General features: G+C 39.6%; 16 protein-coding genes. 5 read left to right on the top strand and 11 right to left on the bottom strand.

Annotated features, from left to right (window positions below; genetic code table 11):
- Positions 1-29 precede the first annotated feature (29 nt).
- On the bottom strand, positions 30-1,805 hold the full coding sequence (gene argS, locus Q1R07_RS03870) for an arginine--tRNA ligase (protein WP_300486184.1): 1,776 nt from the start codon (positions 1,803-1,805) through the stop codon (positions 30-32).
- 300 nt (positions 1,806-2,105) lie between these two features.
- On the opposite strand from argS, the gene Q1R07_RS03865 reads away from it, so the two are divergent.
- Positions 2,106-4,496 carry a TonB-dependent receptor gene (locus tag Q1R07_RS03865; protein WP_300486183.1) on the top strand — a complete coding sequence of 797 codons (2,391 nt, stop codon included), beginning with the start codon at positions 2,106-2,108 and terminating at the stop codon, positions 4,494-4,496.
- A 67-nt stretch (positions 4,497-4,563) separates the two neighbouring features.
- Here the strand turns inward: Q1R07_RS03865 and Q1R07_RS03860 are convergent, their stop codons facing one another.
- Positions 4,564-5,238 carry a sterol desaturase family protein gene (locus Q1R07_RS03860; protein ID WP_300486182.1) on the bottom strand — a complete coding sequence of 225 codons (675 nt, stop codon included), beginning with the start codon at positions 5,236-5,238 and terminating at the stop codon, positions 4,564-4,566.
- An 84-nt stretch (positions 5,239-5,322) separates the two neighbouring features.
- Positions 5,323-6,330, bottom strand: coding sequence for a beta-ketoacyl-ACP synthase III (locus Q1R07_RS03855; protein ID WP_300486181.1), 1,008 nt, complete (start codon positions 6,328-6,330; stop codon positions 5,323-5,325).
- Between the two features lie 222 nt (positions 6,331-6,552).
- Here Q1R07_RS03855 and Q1R07_RS03850 point away from each other — a divergent pair, with 222 nt between their 5' ends.
- Complete coding sequence (locus Q1R07_RS03850; RefSeq protein ID WP_300486179.1) at positions 6,553-8,970, top strand: prolyl oligopeptidase family serine peptidase; 2,418 nt, start codon at positions 6,553-6,555, stop codon at positions 8,968-8,970.
- Between the two features lie 55 nt (positions 8,971-9,025).
- Here the strand turns inward: Q1R07_RS03850 and Q1R07_RS03845 are convergent, their stop codons facing one another.
- The 7 genes from Q1R07_RS03845 to Q1R07_RS03815 all read right to left on the bottom strand — a co-directional run bounded on the left by Q1R07_RS03845 (position 9,026) and on the right by Q1R07_RS03815 (position 14,359).
- Positions 9,026-9,508 carry a hypothetical protein gene (locus Q1R07_RS03845; protein ID WP_300486177.1) on the bottom strand — a complete coding sequence of 161 codons (483 nt, stop codon included), beginning with the start codon at positions 9,506-9,508 and terminating at the stop codon, positions 9,026-9,028.
- The gene (locus Q1R07_RS03840) at positions 9,492-9,713 is read right to left on the bottom strand and encodes a hypothetical protein (RefSeq protein WP_300486175.1); all 222 of its coding nucleotides are present in this window, start codon (positions 9,711-9,713) and stop codon (positions 9,492-9,494) included. The genes Q1R07_RS03845 and Q1R07_RS03840 overlap by 17 nt, the downstream gene beginning before the upstream one ends.
- Positions 9,714-9,867: 154 nt before the next feature.
- Positions 9,868-10,269 (bottom strand): hypothetical protein, encoded by a 402-nt coding sequence (locus tag Q1R07_RS03835; RefSeq protein ID WP_300486173.1) that lies wholly within the window; start codon positions 10,267-10,269, stop codon positions 9,868-9,870.
- Positions 10,270-10,279: 10 nt separating this feature from the next.
- Complete coding sequence (locus Q1R07_RS03830) at positions 10,280-11,224, bottom strand: ABC transporter ATP-binding protein (RefSeq protein WP_300486171.1); 945 nt, start codon at positions 11,222-11,224, stop codon at positions 10,280-10,282.
- Between the two features lie 69 nt (positions 11,225-11,293).
- Positions 11,294-12,607 (bottom strand): AarF/UbiB family protein, encoded by a 1,314-nt coding sequence (locus tag Q1R07_RS03825; RefSeq protein ID WP_300486169.1) that lies wholly within the window; start codon positions 12,605-12,607, stop codon positions 11,294-11,296.
- A gap of 26 nt (positions 12,608-12,633) precedes the next feature.
- Positions 12,634-13,305 (bottom strand): TetR family transcriptional regulator C-terminal domain-containing protein, encoded by a 672-nt coding sequence (locus Q1R07_RS03820; protein WP_300486167.1) that lies wholly within the window; start codon positions 13,303-13,305, stop codon positions 12,634-12,636.
- A 175-nt stretch (positions 13,306-13,480) separates the two neighbouring features.
- Positions 13,481-14,359 carry an NAD(P)H-binding protein gene (locus Q1R07_RS03815; RefSeq protein ID WP_300486165.1) on the bottom strand — a complete coding sequence of 293 codons (879 nt, stop codon included), beginning with the start codon at positions 14,357-14,359 and terminating at the stop codon, positions 13,481-13,483.
- 80 nt (positions 14,360-14,439) lie between these two features.
- On the opposite strand from Q1R07_RS03815, the gene Q1R07_RS03810 reads away from it, so the two are divergent.
- Positions 14,440-14,817 (top strand): helix-turn-helix domain-containing protein, encoded by a 378-nt coding sequence (locus tag Q1R07_RS03810; protein ID WP_300486163.1) that lies wholly within the window; start codon positions 14,440-14,442, stop codon positions 14,815-14,817.
- On the opposite strand, the gene Q1R07_RS03805 is transcribed toward Q1R07_RS03810, so the two are convergent.
- Entirely contained in the window at positions 14,806-15,267 is a 462-nt protein-coding gene (locus tag Q1R07_RS03805; RefSeq protein ID WP_300486161.1) for an Lrp/AsnC family transcriptional regulator, read from the bottom strand. The genes Q1R07_RS03810 and Q1R07_RS03805 overlap by 12 nt on opposite strands.
- A gap of 160 nt (positions 15,268-15,427) precedes the next feature.
- Between Q1R07_RS03805 and Q1R07_RS03800 the strand changes: the two genes are divergently transcribed.
- Together Q1R07_RS03800 and Q1R07_RS03795 are read left to right on the top strand one after the other, a co-directional pair.
- The gene (locus tag Q1R07_RS03800) at positions 15,428-16,348 is read left to right on the top strand and encodes a DMT family transporter (protein ID WP_300486159.1); all 921 of its coding nucleotides are present in this window, start codon (positions 15,428-15,430) and stop codon (positions 16,346-16,348) included.
- Complete coding sequence (locus Q1R07_RS03795) at positions 16,345-17,124, top strand: alpha/beta hydrolase (RefSeq protein ID WP_300486157.1); 780 nt, start codon at positions 16,345-16,347, stop codon at positions 17,122-17,124. Before Q1R07_RS03800 ends, Q1R07_RS03795 begins: the two co-directional genes overlap by 4 nt.
- The last annotated feature ends 63 nt before the right edge of the window (positions 17,125-17,187 follow it).

The following is a 17,187-nucleotide window of genomic DNA, read 5'->3' as shown; positions in this document are numbered from 1 at the left end:
CGTCTTATTATTTAATCGTTTATCCTGAATTACATTCGTTCCGGTACCTGAATACCAAGAAGTTTGAATGCCGATTCGATGATTTCTCCTACTTTTTTAGATAATTGTACTCGGAATACTTTTTTCTCGTTGTCTTCTTCTCCAAGAATTAAAACCGATTGATAAAACGAATTGTACTCTCTTACCAGATCATAGATATAATTTGCAATTAACGCCGGACTATGATGCGAAGCCGCATTTTGGATCACTTCCGGATATAACGCGATCTGTTTAACAAGTTCTCTTTCTTTTTCGTGTAATTCAATACTTACTATTTCGTCCAGGCTAAAACTTGCTTTTCTCAAAATGGATTGAATACGGGCATAAGCGTACTGAATAAAAGGACCTGTGTTTCCGGCAAAATCCACAGATTCTTTCGGATTAAACAACATGCTCTTTTTCGGATCCACTTTTAGCATAAAATATTTTAACGCACCCATTCCGATCACTTTATAAAGTGCTGCTTTTTCGGCATCGGTATAACCATCCAGTTTTCCTAATTCTTCTGAGATGGATTGTGCCGTTGTGGTCATTTCTTCCATTAAATCATCCGCATCCACTACTGTTCCTTCACGGGATTTCATTTTTCCGGAAGGCAATTCAACCATTCCATAGGACAAATGGTACAAACTTTCAGCCCAATCAAAGCCTAATTTTTTCAGGATCAGGAATAATACTTTAAAGTGGTAATCCTGTTCGTTTCCTACGGTATATACCATTCCGCCTACATCCGGGAAATCTTTTACACGCTGAATCGCGGTTCCGATATCCTGTGTCATATAAACGGCTGTACCATCCGAACGCAATACCAGTTTTTCATCCAGTCCGTCGGCAGTAAGATCGATCCAAACCGATCCGTCATCTTTTTTATAGAAAACGCCTTTTTCCAAGCCCATTTGTACCACATCTTTTCCAAGCAGGTACGTATTGCTTTCAAAATATTCTTTATCGAAATTAACACCCAGATTTTTGTACGTCACCGCAAATCCGTCGTACACCCATTGGTTCATTTTTTTCCAAAGTGCTACAACTTCAGCATCACCAGCTTCCCATTTGCGTAGCATGTCCTGAGCTTCCAGAATTATCGGAGCCTGTTTTTTGGCTTCTTCTTCTGTTTTGCCTTCAGCCATTAACGCCGCAATCTGTTGTTTATATTCTTTATCAAACGTCACATAAAAATTTCCTACCAGTTTGTCGCCTTTTAATCCGGTACTTTCCGGAGTTTGGTCCTGACCAAATTTTTGCCAGGCCAACATCGACTTACAAATATGGATTCCTCTATCGTTGATGATTTGTGTTTTATATACTTTTTTACCGGATGCTTTTAAGATTTCAGCAACCGAATACCCTAACAGGTTATTACGAACGTGGCCTAAATGCAACGGTTTGTTTGTATTTGGCGATGAATATTCTACCATTATGGCTTTATCGCCTTCTTTAGGCGAGCAAAAACCATACTGTTCATCATTTTTTATCGTGTTGAAAAAATTCAAATAGTAAACATCGTCAATCACGATATTCAGGAATCCTGAAACCACGTTAAAACGCACTACCTCTTCGGTATTATCTACCAGGTATTGTCCTATTTTCGTTCCCAGTTCTACCGGGTTACTTTTCACTAATTTTAAAAGCGGAAAAATTACCATTGTAATATCGCCTTCAAACTCCTTGCGTGTTACCTGAAATTCAACTTTTTCGAGTGTAACATCAAATAAAGCCTGAATCGCTTTTTGTATAGGAGGCGTAAGAATTTGTGATAATGTCATGGTGATTTTATTTTTAAGCGTGCAAAGATACGTTTAATTCAGTAATTTGTAAATTTGAAAATAACAAAAATAACTATTGATTTTCAAGTCTTTATATTTCCCTTCGCTTATTTCCATATTTTTTACGTTTTTTTTGTAACAAAACCTGTTTTTTTCTGTCTATTGATTGTATCCATTTCCGGGTTTTGTGGCAACTCCTATTTAAACCTGTTATAAATAGTACTTTGCTATACAAACAACCAGAATATTACGATACATTTGCCCCCGGAAAATAGTCATCAATTAGAAAAACAATCAAACATGAAACTAAAACTATTCTTAATCTGTATGCTTGCCGCTATCGGTAATCTTTACGCCCAAACCCAGGGATCTGTCACGGGTAAGGTGGTTGATAAGGCTTCAAAAGAACCGATATCGTATGCCACCATTGCCATTAAAGAAAACAATAAAGTGGTTACCGGAGGTATTACAGAAGACAACGGTTCGTTCACTATTGGCGGACTGGCGCCAAAATCGTATGTTTTGGAAATTCAGTATATGGGTTACAAAACCCTGACACGATCGATAACCATTACACCGGAAAATAAAACCGTTGCATTGGGTACTATTGCCTTTGAACCGGAAGCCAAACAACTGGAAGGCGTTACCGTAGTAGCCGAACGTTCTACCATCGAACAGAAAATTGACCGAAAAGTCGTGAACGTGGGCCGTGATCTTACTACTGCCGGCGCTACTGCATCGGATATCATGAACAATATCCCATCGGTAAACGTAGATCAGGACGGAAAAATTTCCCTGCGCGGAAACGAAAACGTACGTGTATTGGTAGATGGAAAACCGACCAATATGGATGCTTCTCAGTTATTAAAGCAAATTCCATCAACTTCAATTAAAAAAATTGAGTTGATCACTAATCCATCGGCAAAATACAATCCGGAAGGAATGTCCGGTATCATCAATATCGTATTGCACAAAAACTCCAACAATGGTTTTAACGGAAACTTTAATACCGGTATCACTTTTGGTGACGTACCTAAGTACAACAATACGCTGGACATGAACTACCGCAGTGGAAAAGTGAACTTTTTCGGAACCTATGGCAATACTTTGGGAGAACGTTTAAACGAAGGTGAAATCAAACAATTTGACGACAACTCCCTACAACTTTTTGACATCAGTAACGATAACAAAACCCATATGTTTAAAGCGGGAATGGATTTTTATATCAACGATAAAAACACCATTTCAGCCTATACCAACCAAAGCTTTACAAGCGGTTTAGGCAATGTACGCACTGACTTAATATTCCCGAATTCGGCCAATAATATCACACAGAAAGACATTTATGACACGGATAATGTCAACAGTACGTATAACCTGGCTTTCAAACACCTATTCGCAAAAGAAGGACATACTTTGGATGTGGAAGCAAACTACAATCACACCAAAAGTAACCAAGATGCTTCTTTTAACCCTATGGGTGGTGGTTTAAGTCCCTATGCCGATTATGTAAAAGACAACCGTAACAGTACGATTATCAACGTGGATTATGTGAACCCGTTAAACGAGAAATCGACTTTGGAAATGGGAGCTGAAGCGCGTTTAATGCGTACGGACAATAATTACCTGACGTCCCGTTTAAACACACCAAATGCGAACTTTAATTATGATGTGGATATTTACTCCTTCTACACCACTTTTGGTCAGAAGTTTAAAAAATTCAGCTACCAGTTAGGCGCACGTTTGGAGAGTTATAAAGTTCAGGCGGATTATTTTCAAAACGGAGAGAATGCACCGTTTAAAAACGACTATATCACCGTTTATCCATCGGCTTACTTTACGTATTCACCAACTGATACAAATCAATTCCAGATTAGTATGAGCCGTAGAGTAGATCGTCCGAGTGTGGAACAAACCAAGCCAATCCGTGAATTCAGTACTCCAAGGGTAACGTCAATTGGTAACCCGGAATTGGTTCCACAATTTACAAACTCGGTAGAATTAAACTATACCCGAATGCTGAAAAACGGTTCGGTAACAGCCGGAGTATATTACCGTGATATTCACGATGAGATTACCCGTACATTCTATCCGGATCCCAATGCCGATCCGAGTACCAAAAAAATCATCATGAGTTATACCAACTTTGACAAAAATTTAGCATACGGTTTTGAAGTTTCGGCCAACTATAAATTCAATTCATGGTGGGATGTTCAGCCAAGTATCGACTTCTCAAACATTCGTCAGAAAGGTGTTGTAGCGATTAAAAATGACGTAACCGGAGATTTCGATTACACCTTAAAACAGATTGATGCGGCAGCTTTTAATGCCCGTTTAAACAACAACTTTAAAGCTTCAAAAAGTCTGCGTTTTTCGCTATTCGGATTCTACAGAGGACCGGTAGATGGTGTTCAGGCAAACAGCAAAGCCATGTATAAAATCGATGCGGGAACCCGTTACAGTTTCTGGGAAAACAAAGCATCTTTAAGCATCCGTTTCAACGATATCTTTAAAACGATGAAATACGGATTCGAAAGCCAGAACCCTTATCCGGGTGAAGGAGAATTCCGTTGGGAAAGTCAATCATTGTTCGTAGGATTTAACTATATGTTCGGTGGTGGAAAAAATAGAGCTTTACAACGTAAACAACGTGAGGACAACACCAAACAAAGTAGTGGTGGTATGTTCTAATAATCCAAAAGTTTTAGATTTTTATTATAATTTGTTTGAGGAACCCCGAAGTATATTCGGGGTTTTTTCATTCTATTTTTTTCTTCTCAAATTGCAGCGCTTTTGTTTTTTCCGGATCCTCGGCATTTTTTGTCAGATCGAACATGGTTCCGAAAAGGCGATCCCAAAACGTATTGCTCACCCCAAAACCCAAATGTTCATCTTTATAATGATGCAAATGATGATTGCGCCATAGCGGTTTCATAAACTTAAAAGGCGGTGCATAGGCATGAATCGCATAATGCATGGAGGCATATAACAAATAGCCAAACATAAACCCCGGAAAAAAAGCCCAGGTATAGTCCCACAGAAAAAGATAATGCAGTAAAAACAATGCCGTTGCCAGAATCAGACTGGGTACCGGCGGCATAAACAAGCGTTCCCGGTCGCGCGGATATTCGTGATGATTGCCGTGTAATACATAGGAAACCCGTTTCATCCGCGGATTGTCGGAAATAAAATGAAACAGGTATCGGTGTGCGATATATTCAAAAAAAGTCCAGAACAGCATTCCCCCGAAAAAAAGGAAAATGACATTCCGGACTTCTATATGATACCGCTGATTTGCTACAAACAACAATCCGGCTAATATCGGGATATACATACCCCAAATTACGGCCGGATGCGTTTTGGTGAGCATCTCCAGGTATTTATTTTTAAAAAGCTGTGCCTGCCCTTTGTTATAAATGGTCTTGTGCTTCATTGTACAATCGTGTTAAGTGAAACATTGTTCGAAACCGCTGTATAATTTACACTATTTTATTGAAAATTAAAAGTTTATCTCCAATTACCATTTAATAATTGCACTTGCCCAGGTAAATCCGCTACCAAAAGCTGCCAATACTACCGTATCGCCGTCTTTGATTTTCCCTTGTTCCCAGGCTTCGGTCAAAGCGATCGGAATCGAGGCAGCGGTTGTATTTCCATATTTCTGGATGTTGTTATGAACCTGATCGTCGGTGAGTTTGAATTTTTGTTGAATAAACTGTGAAATTCTCAGGTTTGCCTGATGCGGAATCAACATATCGATATCGGATACCTGTAGATTGTTGGCCTGTAATCCTTCCATGATCACTTCGCTAAAACGAACCACTGCATTTTTAAACACAAATTGTCCGTTCATATACGGATAGTAACTTTCATCGTTCGGATCGTTATCCGCTAAAATATCCGTTACCCAACGTTGTCCCATTCCCGGTGCTTTTAACACCAATTCGTCGGCGTGCTCGCCTTCAGAATGCAAATGCGTTGACAATACACCTTTGCCCGGCGTTTCGCTTCGGCTTAAAACCGCAGCTCCGGCACCATCACCAAAAATCACCGATACCCCGCGACCTCTGGTGGTCATGTCCAATCCGGTAGAATGTACTTCAGAACCAATGATCAATATATTTTTATACATACCGGTTTTGATAAACTGATCGGCTACCGAAAGTGCATATACAAATCCGGAACATTGATTCCGCACATCCAAAGCACCCACCGTGCGCAATCCAAGATCTCTTTGTACGGCAACACCCGGTCCCGGAAAATAATAATCCGGACTTAAAGTTGCGAAAACTACAAAATCAATATCTTCTTTAGCCACACCGGAACGTTCGATTGCAATTTTAGCGGCTTTAACGCCCATCGTTGTGGTGGTATCTTCTCCTCTAATTACATGGCGTCGCTCCTGAATACCGGTTCGCTCCTGGATCCACTCGTCGTTGGTATCCATAATTTTTGACAAATCATCATTCGTTACCACATTATCGGGAACGTAATAGCCTAATCCTGAAATTCTTGACTGATACATTTTTTTATTTTTTTATTAAAAACAGGGATGCAAATTTACAAATTATAAAAAAACTTGTCACCTTATCCTTTTATTTTTTGCACAATCTCAGACCGTTAGCATCAACAACCTTCTTTTTTCTTAAAACTTACAGCACTTTTGTAACAAGAGTGGTTCATCGTAGACCAATCTTTTAGACGAAATCTTCGTAAGTTATAAATCACTATTAATCGTAACACGAATATGAAAGTAATGTACAAATCGGTTTTATTTGTGCTATTGGGAATCACTCCCCTATTCGCACAGGAAAACACCACCTACCAAAAGCCGCCAGCCAGTATCTTACAGTTGGCCGATTTTGAGAGAGCGCCCTCCGTTATCATGGATACCAAAAAAGAATGGATGCTACTCACCTATCGCAACACCTACAAAAGTCTGGACGACCTCAACCAGGAAGAACTACGTCTGGGCGGTTTGCGTATCAACCCGGTAACCAATATTTCGAGTACGGTTACCTATATGAACAACATTAAAGTGCGCCGTATTAAGGATAAAAACATAATACAGGTACAAGGTTTACCGCAAAATCCAAAAATAAGCAACCTTTCCTGGTCGCCGGATGAGAAAAAAATGACTTTTACTCATACCACTGACAAGGGAGTAGAATTATGGATTCTGGATATTGCAACGGCTAAAGCTACAAAACTAACCGAAGCCAATCTGAATGCCAATCTTGGAAATCCAGTGAATTGGTTCCGCGACGGACAAAGTCTTTTGGTAAAAATGTTACCGAAAAACAGACCGGCTTTAATCGATGCTAAAAAAGACTTACCAAACGGTCCGATTGTATCGACCAGTGAAGGAAAAGTTTCTCAAAACAGAACATATCAGGATTTGTTGAAAAACAGAACCGATGAAGCCAACTTCGAAAACATCACTACTTCGGAATTATACCGTATCGGACTGGATGGCAAGAGCAGTCTTTTTAAAGCAGCCGATATGTATGCCGGAGAAACGTTTTCACCGGACGGAAATTACCTATTGGTAACAGTCCTTCAAAAACCGTTTTCGTATATCGTACCCCTAAACCGTTTCCCGCAAAAAACAACCGTTTATGATGCAACTGGAAAAGAAGTTAAAGTGGTAAATGAAGTTCCGTTAACGGAGATCATGCCAAAAGGTTTTATGGCTGTACGTAAAGGAAAAAGAAGTATGAACTGGAGAAACGATGCTCCGGCGACACTTTTCTTTGCCGAAGCATTGGATGAAGGAAATCCGGAAAACAAGGTCGATTTCCGCGATCAGTTGTATTTATGGTCGGCACCTTTTACATCCAATCCAACACCATTAGTAAAAACACAACAGCGTTTTAGCGATATCATTTGGGGTAACGACAAAATCGCCATTGTATCCGACAGCTGGTATGATACGCGTAATACCAAAACCTACCTGATCAACCCATCGAATCCATCGGAAACACCAAAAGTAATCTGGGATCGAAACGAACAGGATATTTATTCCGATCCGGGGAATTTTGAAACCGTTAAAAACAATTACGGCAAACGCGTTTTGGCACTGGAAAACGACAATGCCTTTTTAATCGGTGCCGGTTACACCAAAAACGGACAGTTTCCTTTTATCGACGAGTTTAACATCAAAACCTTAAAGACAAAACGTTTGTACCAATCGGCTTATACCGATAAAATGGAGAGCATTTTTTCTATAGAAGACTTTAAAAAAGGGGATGTTTTGGTACAAATCCAATCCAAAAGTGAATTCCCGAACTATTACTTCCGCAACATCAAAAAGAAAAACCAGTTAACACAGGTAACCGATTTTGCCAATCCGTTTGAAAGTATTAAAAACGTCTATAAAGAAGTGATCAAATACAAACGTAAAGACGGAGTGGAATTATCCGGTACGCTATACTTACCGGCAGGTTATGACCGTACGGCTAAAAAAGACAAACTACCGTTACTGATTTGGGCGTATCCAACCGAATACAAAGACAAAAACAGCGCCGGACAAAGTTCGTCCAACCCGAATGAGTTTACCTTCCCATACTACGGATCGTTTATTTATTGGGTAACCCGAGGATATGCCGTTTTGGATGATGCCGCTTTCCCGATTGTTGGAGAAGGAAAAACCGAACCGAACGATACTTTTATTCCGCAATTGGTAGCCAATGCCGAAGCAGCAATTGATGCCGTGGACAAATTGGGATATATCAACCGTAAAAAAGTTGCTGTTGGCGGACATTCCTATGGTGCCTTTATGACGGCGAACTTATTAACGCATTCCAACTTGTTTGCTTGTGGTATCGCCCGTAGTGGTGCCTACAACCGAACACTAACTCCTTTTGGGTTCCAAAGCGAGCAACGTAACTATTGGGAAGTACCAAACATTTATAACGAGATGTCTCCGTTTATGAATGCCGAAAAAATGAAAACACCTCTTTTATTGGTTCACGGTGAAGCCGATAACAACCCGGGAACATTTACGTTACAAACGGAACGTTATTTCCAGGCATTAAAAGGTTTGGGAGCACCGGCAAGAATGGTAATTCTACCGAAAGAATCTCATGGTTATGTAGCCAAAGAAAATATTTTCCATTTGTTATGGGAACAGGATCAATTCCTAGAAAAATATCTTAAAAATTAATCCTAAAAATCCCTCCTTGTTACAGGAGGGATTTTTTTATTGTACCGAAGTATTGTTATTTTTCGCTCTGGATTTTAGTTTGTGTTTTTACAACATTAATAGTAACGACATTATTTCCATATTCTGCAATTACTGCAAAAATGACGATTAAAAGGGCAAATGCAAAAGAACTGATTACTCCAATTGCAATAGTATTCCAAAAGGAAGGTACAAGCGGCTTTATAATGTCTTTCAATATTTCCGTTTGCCGACTTGCAACCTGTCCGTCATAATTTTTTAGTTCTTCTTGAAGTAGATTATCAATAAACCCTTGGAGCGTACACTCTGCTTTCGCTCTATAACTTTGAATGGTACAATCGGAAGACGAAAAATCATTAAATGCTATTAAATCCGTATCGGTAAGACAATTTCCTATCTGTTCCTGTTTTTCAATATATTCAACTTTACCCTTCTTATAGAATGAGTAAGCAATATGCCCAATAAGATCCGTATCTCCTTCTACCAGTTTGGAATAAATGTAATTATAATTTCGCTGCATATTCCTTTAGAGATTTCCCATATGCTTCATTAATTTCCGCTCTACTGATCTCTCTAATCCTGACAATTCCATTTATAATGGTTTTGACAGTAATCACTCCTCTATAATTTCCGGCATTTTCCAAACAAACATCATTATTAGCAATAAGCATACGATTGACTTTCCGTATTGTTCCCGGTGATATTTTAAATTTTAACTCTTGCATAACTCCTTCATTTTAAAATTCTGTCTTTACCAAAAATACGAAAAAAATATTTTTATAACAATATTTTAAAAACAAGATCATTTTTTAACATCACTTAAAAAACGACGTCCGCTACTTTTTATCATAAAAAAAAGCCTAACAAATTAGGCTTTCTTTATTTTAATTTCGACCGAATCGCTTGTATTTTATTTTGTCGTTCCATCGAAAAAGTAGCGGTAGCTTTATTCACATAGTCATAGATGACAACAGCTTTCCGATAGAGATTTTCCTGATAGTCTTTTCCCTGGCCAATTTGCGTTAGATAATCGGCAAAAAGTTCCAGATTGTCCGCCGAAAATCCCGGGTTTTCCAATAAGAAGGAAATGATATTTTCCGGTGCTACCTGTAATAATGTATCCCGTCCAAAACCCATTTCTTCCGTCAGTGCGTTATCGACCGGATCCGAATCCAACGTAAGTCCGCCACCGGATCCTCCGCCCTTCATTCGTTCCATCAATCGTTTTAAAGCAAATCCGAGTTCGCTAATTTGCCGCATTAAGCTATCTTCTCTTGGCATCGTATATTATTTAGCTGATCATTAAGGTTACTTCCTCATTGTTTTCCAGTGCTGTATCGTGTTCAAAAAAGATCACTTTCCGGTCAAAAATACCTTTAATCAGATAGTGACTTCCTTTATAATACGATTGCTTGGCCAGTACTTTCATTTTTCCGCTTTCCACAACCCGCAATTGATGCGGATACAACAATACCACCTCATCTTCACCTTCGACTTCTACGATATCCGACAACTTCAGTTCGTTAACCTCACCAAAAAGCGAAGCGGTATATTTATTTACCGGATTATTATAAATGATCGTCGAAGGCCCGCGGTCTACAATTTCACCGTCGAATAACACAAAAGTTTCATCGGCAAAAGACAAGGCATCCGTACTATCGTGTGTTGCCACAATACAGGTAATTTTTTTGGCTTTCAGATAGGCAAACAAATTGCGTCGTAGGGCATTTTTTCTAAAATTATCAATATGACTAAACGGCTCATCCAGCAACATCACTTCCGGTTCCAACGCCAATACCCGTGCCAGCGCGATACGTTGCTGCTGACCGCCACTCAGGTATTTTGCCTTTACATTGGCAAATTCTGTCATTTCCACAATTTCCAACAACTCCTGAATGCGCTGTTTCTTTTCCTCCGGGTAGAAATTCGATAAAAACTTCCCGACATTTTCGGCCACCGTTACATACGGCATCAGATCAAAATCCTGAGCCAGGTATTTGATAAACGGCATACCGGCTACCAGATTGTATTTCGGTCCGAGTACCGGAGTATCGCCCCAGAAAATCTGACCTTCATCCAGATCGTATAACCCGTAAATCAGTTTTAAAAGGGTACTTTTTCCACATCCGCTTTCACCAATAACCGCAATATGCTGTCCCTTTTCTATGGTAAAATCGATATTCTTAATTATCGTTTTTTCGTTATAACCGAACGAAATATTTTTTACGTGTAGCATTCTTATTTTTTAGAGGCACAAAATTACAAAGTTTCCTTATCCAACAACAGGAAGACAGCGGTAATCCTTTTAGGAGATTTGATATTTTTCAAAATTTCGGGTATCAATCCGTGCTTTAAGGTCGTGCAACAGGTTGTACAGTCCAAAAAAAGTACGGTTGATATACAAGAAGTGTTTTGATCCGCGGTTACCATTCATTTTCCGTAATTGGGTATCTTTCGAAAAAGCTTCCCCCATTTTGGCGATATTTTCAAAAAATTCCGCATTGGAAAAATCGAAATAATCTCCGTGAAAAGGTTGCGTGAACAGACTTAGCAACTGGTGAAACAATTCTGAGAAATAAGCAATTTCTTCAGGTGTATCATCCGGGCGGAGGATTTCAAGTTCAAATAATTTTTCGCGGAATAGCACCGGATGGTTGATCACCTCAGGTCGGGCCAGTTCAAAATATGGGATATAAAAATCTTCCGGTACTTGCTTGATACAACCGAAGTCGATAGCAATCAGATTCGCTTCGGCATCCACCAGAAAATTCCCGGGATGCGGATCGGCATGTACCTGTTTTAAAGTATGCATCTGAAACATATAGAAATCCCACAAGGCCTGTCCGATGCGATCTCCTTGTTGTGGATCACTATTACTGACAGCGAACTCCGACAAATGTTGTCCTTCCATCCAATCCATCGTAATGATTTTTTCGGATGACCATTCCGGATAATAGCCCGGAAATTTCAGATTTTCTATAGCCGAACAGGCTTTGGCAATCGCCATTCCCTGTTTTAATTCCAGTTTATAGTCGGTTTCTTCCAGCAGTTTTTGTTCTACTTCCTTAAAATATTTATCCGAATCCTTTCCCTGTAGGTTAAACATTTTAATGGCAAACGGCTTTACAATGGCCAGATCCGAACTAATACTGTCGGCTACACCGGGATACTGAATTTTTACGGCCAGTTTTTTTCCGTTTTTTGTTGCTTTATGCACCTGACCGATGCTTGCCGCATTGACCGAATCGGGTGTAAAGGTATCGTATAAGGTTTCCGGGTATTCGCCCTGATATTTTTTAAACGTTTTGCGAACCAACGGTGCCGATAATGGCGGAACGGAAAATTGTGCCAGTGAAAATTTTTCAACATACGCTTTCGGCATGATGTTTTTTTCCATACTGAGCATCTGCGCTACTTTTAACGCACTACCTTTCAGATTTTTCAATCCATCGTAGATATCCTCCGCATTATTTTCGTTGAGTTTGTCTTTGGAAAGTGTCGGATTTACCATTTTTTCACCATAATAGGCCAGGTAATTTCCGCCCACTTTTAAACCTGTTTTCACGAGCGCTCCTGCCCGTTCCATTTTGTTTGTCGGGATTTTATTGAGTGTTTTCATAAGGTCAAACGATTTTGAGGGAGGATCTAGTTAAATCTTTCTTTCCAGACAAACTTGCCGAGGTCGAAAAGGCTTTCCAACGGGGTTGTATCCAACACATCGAATGCTGCTTTTACCGCTTTTTCGATCATGATATCCGTTTTTTCGAAACCAACCGATGTATCGTCTATCCAAAACTTCAGAATAAACAGGAATTGTACCCAGGCGGCTTCCGTCAATATCGGTTTGGCCACCTTATCGATTTTTTCATGTTTATCGGCAAACTGCGCCTGTATTTCTTCTTTAAGGAACTTTTTAAATCGATTGCGGAGTTTGCGCAGTTGTTTCAGATTATGTAAACCCTTTTCGTTTTCCTTTAGTACAAAGTAGACATAACTTCTGTTTAAAGTCAGAATTTCAAAAAAAGTAAAATACAATGCCAGTAATTTATTCCGATTGGAATAGGTTGCAAAGGCCTCGTCATTTTTAAGGCTTATCACTGCATTTTCGAACAACTTGATCCAAATGGTTTCCCGGATTCCGTCCAGTGACGGAAAGAAACTGTAAAATGCAGTTTCATCAATTTTGTTTTCCTTGCAAAAGTGAAACACACTCACCGGTTCCTGATGTTTTTCCAGAACCTGGTTCATATAATTGGTAATAATCGTATCTTCTGTAACGGATTCTTTTTTTCCGTTGGTTCTTTTCGTCACCGCCATAATCAAATTATATTTAAGGTTTTGTAAAGTTACAAAGCGATTGATGCGGTAATCCAAAAAATAAACAAAATATTTGTTAAATATCTTTCATAAAAATTGAACAACAGAATCCTAAAAACAAGACCTGACCGGTTATGAAAACGGGTCAGGTCTGTTCATTCCGATTTCGTTATTCTTAAAAACCGGCAGCAAAAATCGTCGCAAAATCTTCCAGTTTCGTTTGCCCGTCTACCGGCGAACCATTGCGTTCGAAATCGGCCGGAATCGTTCCATTTCGGAAACCGGAACCCATTTCGGTATACAATTGCGCCACTTCTTCCGGAAGTCCGGCCTGTTGCATTCCCTGTAAAGCCTGTTCGTCTGTAAATTCAACCCAAGGCAATTCCGGATTTCCGATCGCCGTTCCTAATATCCGAGCTGCTTCATTTGGCGTACGGACATCACTCACAATATAGCGGACATTTTTACCGGTACTGCTTTTTTGCAATTCTTCAGCCGCAGCGGTTGCGATATCGCCCGGATATACAAACGGCACACGAATAGCACCCGGATAATTCGCACCCATAATTCCCATTCCTTTGATCAACGGCACATCGTTATAAAAATTGGTGAAGAATAAACCGGCACGTAGAAAGGTTACGGAAACCGATTCCAATTCGTTATATATTTTCTCGATGTTATGCAATCCGGTGATCGGCCCGTTTCCGGTTGGCAAATCCCCACCGATACTGCTCAACATAACCACGCGTTTTACACCCGATGCAATGATCGCGGAAGCAAACGCTTTTCCGGCTTCGGTAGTATTTGCGATAATATTGGCACCGCCCATATTGGGTGGTGTCATGACAAAAACGGCATCTGCTTCGGTAAACGCTTCTTTTAAGAAATTGGCATCACTTACCGATCCGATCGCTGCATTTGCTCCTAATTTTTCGATCGCTTCTTTTCGATCCGCTGCACTACTGATTACCGTTACATCATGTCCGGCTGCTACTAATTTTGTAGTTAATGGTTTTCCGATGTTCCCTAAAGAACCTGAGACTGTTATTTTCATGTGAATTGTTTTTTAATTTGACAAGACAAAGGTATATTTGCACTTACTTTTACACAAGTACTTACCCTAAAGTATGTATTATGACAGCGATTAAAGAAACATCGACAATACAGGAAAACAAGCGTTATGCTTTGGAACAATGCCCGGTGAGTTATGTGATGGAACGCATTGGCGGTTACTGGAAACCAATTATTCTGTACCATCTTTCCAAAGGCGACAAACGCTATAGTGAACTAAAAAGAGCGATACCGGCCATTACCGAAAAAATGCTCATCCAGCATTTAAAACAACTGGAAACCGACAATCTGGTAATCCGCGAAGCCAAACCGGTTGTTCCACCTTTTGTTACTTACCGACTGAGTAATGCCGGAATTGGTTTATTACCGGTTATTGAAGCGATGGCGCAATGGGCTTTTCAGGATATGGAAGGTGGTTTTGGAAAGTCATCAGATCGGTAATACGGTCGATTGTTTAATATAGTTCATCACAAACGAACTTTTAATTTTACTGATATTGGGGATTACCGATAATTTCGTTGCGATAAAATCATTAAACGCCTCCGGGTCTTTAACCACTACTTTCAGAATATAATCAAAAATCCCTCCGGTTACATAGGCTTCCACAACCTCATCAAGCTGCGCCACTTGTTTTGAAAACTCTTCTACATAATCCAACCGCTGACTGTTTAAGGAAACGGTTACAATTACAATAAAGTTGAGTCCTACTTTTTTATGATCAATGATGGCAGCATAGTTTTTAATATAGCCTTCGTTTTCCAGTTTTTTGATTCGGTCATAAACCGAAGTACGCGACATATTTAGTCGTTCGGTAAGATCCGTTATATCAAATCGCGCATTCTTTTGCAATATTCGCAACAGTTCAATTTCCTGCTTACTCAATTCGTCCATTGGATTTTTTCCGTACAAATTACAAAAAAACAATTTATATCGAACAAAAAACAACAAATAAAACAATTTTAAGGACTATTTACGCATTTAAAATAAAAAATAGAAACATATTCTTCATATATATAGATTTGTACGGACAAAACACCAAATAATTATTTTTATGATTAAGCATGTTCTAATTGTTGCACTTGGCGCCATCAGCTATGGTATGCTGGCTTCGTTTGCCAAGATTGCTTATAGTCAAGGTTACACAGCCGGCGAAATTACACTGGCACAAGCCTTTTTAGGTGCGCTCCTGCTATGGGGTATTGTTTTGTTCCGACGGCTTACAAATAGATCCACTCCTATTATACAAAACTGGAGATTATTAGTTGCCGGAACTTCAATCGGGCTTTCCGCGTATATCTATTACCTGTCCGTTTCCTATATTCCGGCTTCACTGGCTATTGTTCTGCTCATGCAAATCACCTGGATCAGTAGTATTACAGAATGGTTCTTTTTTAAAAAGCGGCCTTCCCGCTCCACCACAATAGCTACAATTTTTATCATTATAGGAACTATCCTCGCTGGAAATCTCTTAACAATCGGACGACTCAATATTTCACTAACTGGTATTGTATTAGGTTTATTATCGGCTGTTATTTATAGTTTATCCGTAATCTTCACCAGTCAACTCGGAAAAGAAACGCCTGTATTCGAAAAAAGCGCGTTAATGATGACCGGATCTGCCACGATTATATTTATGATCAATTTAAAATCCATACTCATGAGTACTCATTTAAACTATGGTTTACTTCAATGGGGACTATTCCTCGCTATTTTTGGCACTGTTATCCCACCGGTATGTTTTAGTATCGGAATGCCCAAAATCGGAGCCAGTTTAAGTTCCATACTTCTAACCCTTGAATTACCCGTAGCGGTCTTCTGTGCCCATATTATACTGGGAGAAAATATTACTTTTGTACAAATACAAGGTATTATTGTAATGTTGGGCGCTATTACATACCTCAACCTGGCTAATTTTAAAAAAAGTAAAACAATAAAAGCGAACAATAACCCTTTTAGCTTATCAAATTCATGACACCAAATACCACTTCTGCTCAGATTGACATAAATGGACAAAACCTTTATATCCATTATCGAAATAACCATCCCAACCGCCCTACCCTTGTATTTTTACACGACTCTCTGGGCTGCATACAACTTTGGCGGGATTTTCCAGAAAAACTAGCTGAAACCACGCAATGCAACGTATTGGTTTACGATCGGCTTGGATATGGCAAATCGGCTCCAATGCCAACACACGAAAGACCGGTTGATTATCTGACAGAAGAAGCCACTGTCTTAAACGAATTACTCGCTCATTTAGAAATTGATCAAGCTATTTTATTCGGACATAGCGATGGTGGTTCGATTGCACTGATTACCGCCAGTAACTATCCGGAACGCATCAAAGCCGTGATTTGTGAAGCGGCTCATATTTTTGTAGAAGAAGTCACCTTAAAAGGAATCCGCGAAGCGATGGAAGCCTATACCACTACTGACTTAGCGGTTCGTTTGCAGAAATACCACGGCGATAAGGTGGACACGCTGTTTAAAGCCTGGACATTAACCTGGACTCGTGACGATTTTAGAAATTGGAACATCGAAAAATTAGTATCCGCAATACGTTGTCCGCTCTTGTTTATTCAGGGAGAAGCCGATGAATACGGCACACTGGATCAGGTTACCAAAACCATCAGTCTGGTTTCGGGACGATCGGAACAGTATCTTATTCCGAATATTGGTCATACTCCGCATAAGGAAGCTCCGGAACTGACATTAAATGCCGCAAAGCAATTTATTGAAACACTTTGATCCTAGCATAAACTAAAAAAGACTGTCGTTTCGACAGTCTTTTTATCTTTTATATCATTTGGA

The sequence above is a fragment of the Flavobacterium sp. genome, from assembly GCF_030146175.1.
GTDB lineage: Bacteria > Bacteroidota > Bacteroidia > Flavobacteriales > Flavobacteriaceae > Flavobacterium.
This window is presented reverse-complemented; position numbering and strand designations above follow the sequence as displayed.

Coding starts and splice junctions, on each gene's coding strand:
- Q1R07_RS03820 (WP_300486167.1), bottom strand. CDS start 13,305: ATGGCGGTGACGAAAAGAACCAACGGAAAAAAAGAATCCGTTACAGAA.
- Q1R07_RS03825 (WP_300486169.1), bottom strand. CDS start 12,607: ATGAAAACACTCAATAAAATCCCGACAAACAAAATGGAACGGGCAGGA.
- Q1R07_RS03795 (WP_300486157.1), top strand. CDS start 16,345: ATGACACCAAATACCACTTCTGCTCAGATTGACATAAATGGACAAAAC.
- Q1R07_RS03810 (WP_300486163.1), top strand. CDS start 14,440: ATGACAGCGATTAAAGAAACATCGACAATACAGGAAAACAAGCGTTAT.
- Q1R07_RS03865 (WP_300486183.1), top strand. CDS start 2,106: ATGAAACTAAAACTATTCTTAATCTGTATGCTTGCCGCTATCGGTAAT.
- Q1R07_RS03840 (WP_300486175.1), bottom strand. CDS start 9,713: ATGCAAGAGTTAAAATTTAAAATATCACCGGGAACAATACGGAAAGTC.
- Q1R07_RS03860 (WP_300486182.1), bottom strand. CDS start 5,238: ATGAAGCACAAGACCATTTATAACAAAGGGCAGGCACAGCTTTTTAAA.
- Q1R07_RS03815 (WP_300486165.1), bottom strand. CDS start 14,359: ATGAAAATAACAGTCTCAGGTTCTTTAGGGAACATCGGAAAACCATTA.
- argS (WP_300486184.1), bottom strand. CDS start 1,805: ATGACATTATCACAAATTCTTACGCCTCCTATACAAAAAGCGATTCAG.
- Q1R07_RS03835 (WP_300486173.1), bottom strand. CDS start 10,269: ATGCCAAGAGAAGATAGCTTAATGCGGCAAATTAGCGAACTCGGATTT.
- Q1R07_RS03830 (WP_300486171.1), bottom strand. CDS start 11,224: ATGCTACACGTAAAAAATATTTCGTTCGGTTATAACGAAAAAACGATA.
- Q1R07_RS03845 (WP_300486177.1), bottom strand. CDS start 9,508: ATGCAGCGAAATTATAATTACATTTATTCCAAACTGGTAGAAGGAGAT.
- Q1R07_RS03855 (WP_300486181.1), bottom strand. CDS start 6,330: ATGTATCAGTCAAGAATTTCAGGATTAGGCTATTACGTTCCCGATAAT.
- Q1R07_RS03800 (WP_300486159.1), top strand. CDS start 15,428: ATGATTAAGCATGTTCTAATTGTTGCACTTGGCGCCATCAGCTATGGT.
- Q1R07_RS03805 (WP_300486161.1), bottom strand. CDS start 15,267: ATGGACGAATTGAGTAAGCAGGAAATTGAACTGTTGCGAATATTGCAA.
- Q1R07_RS03850 (WP_300486179.1), top strand. CDS start 6,553: ATGAAAGTAATGTACAAATCGGTTTTATTTGTGCTATTGGGAATCACT.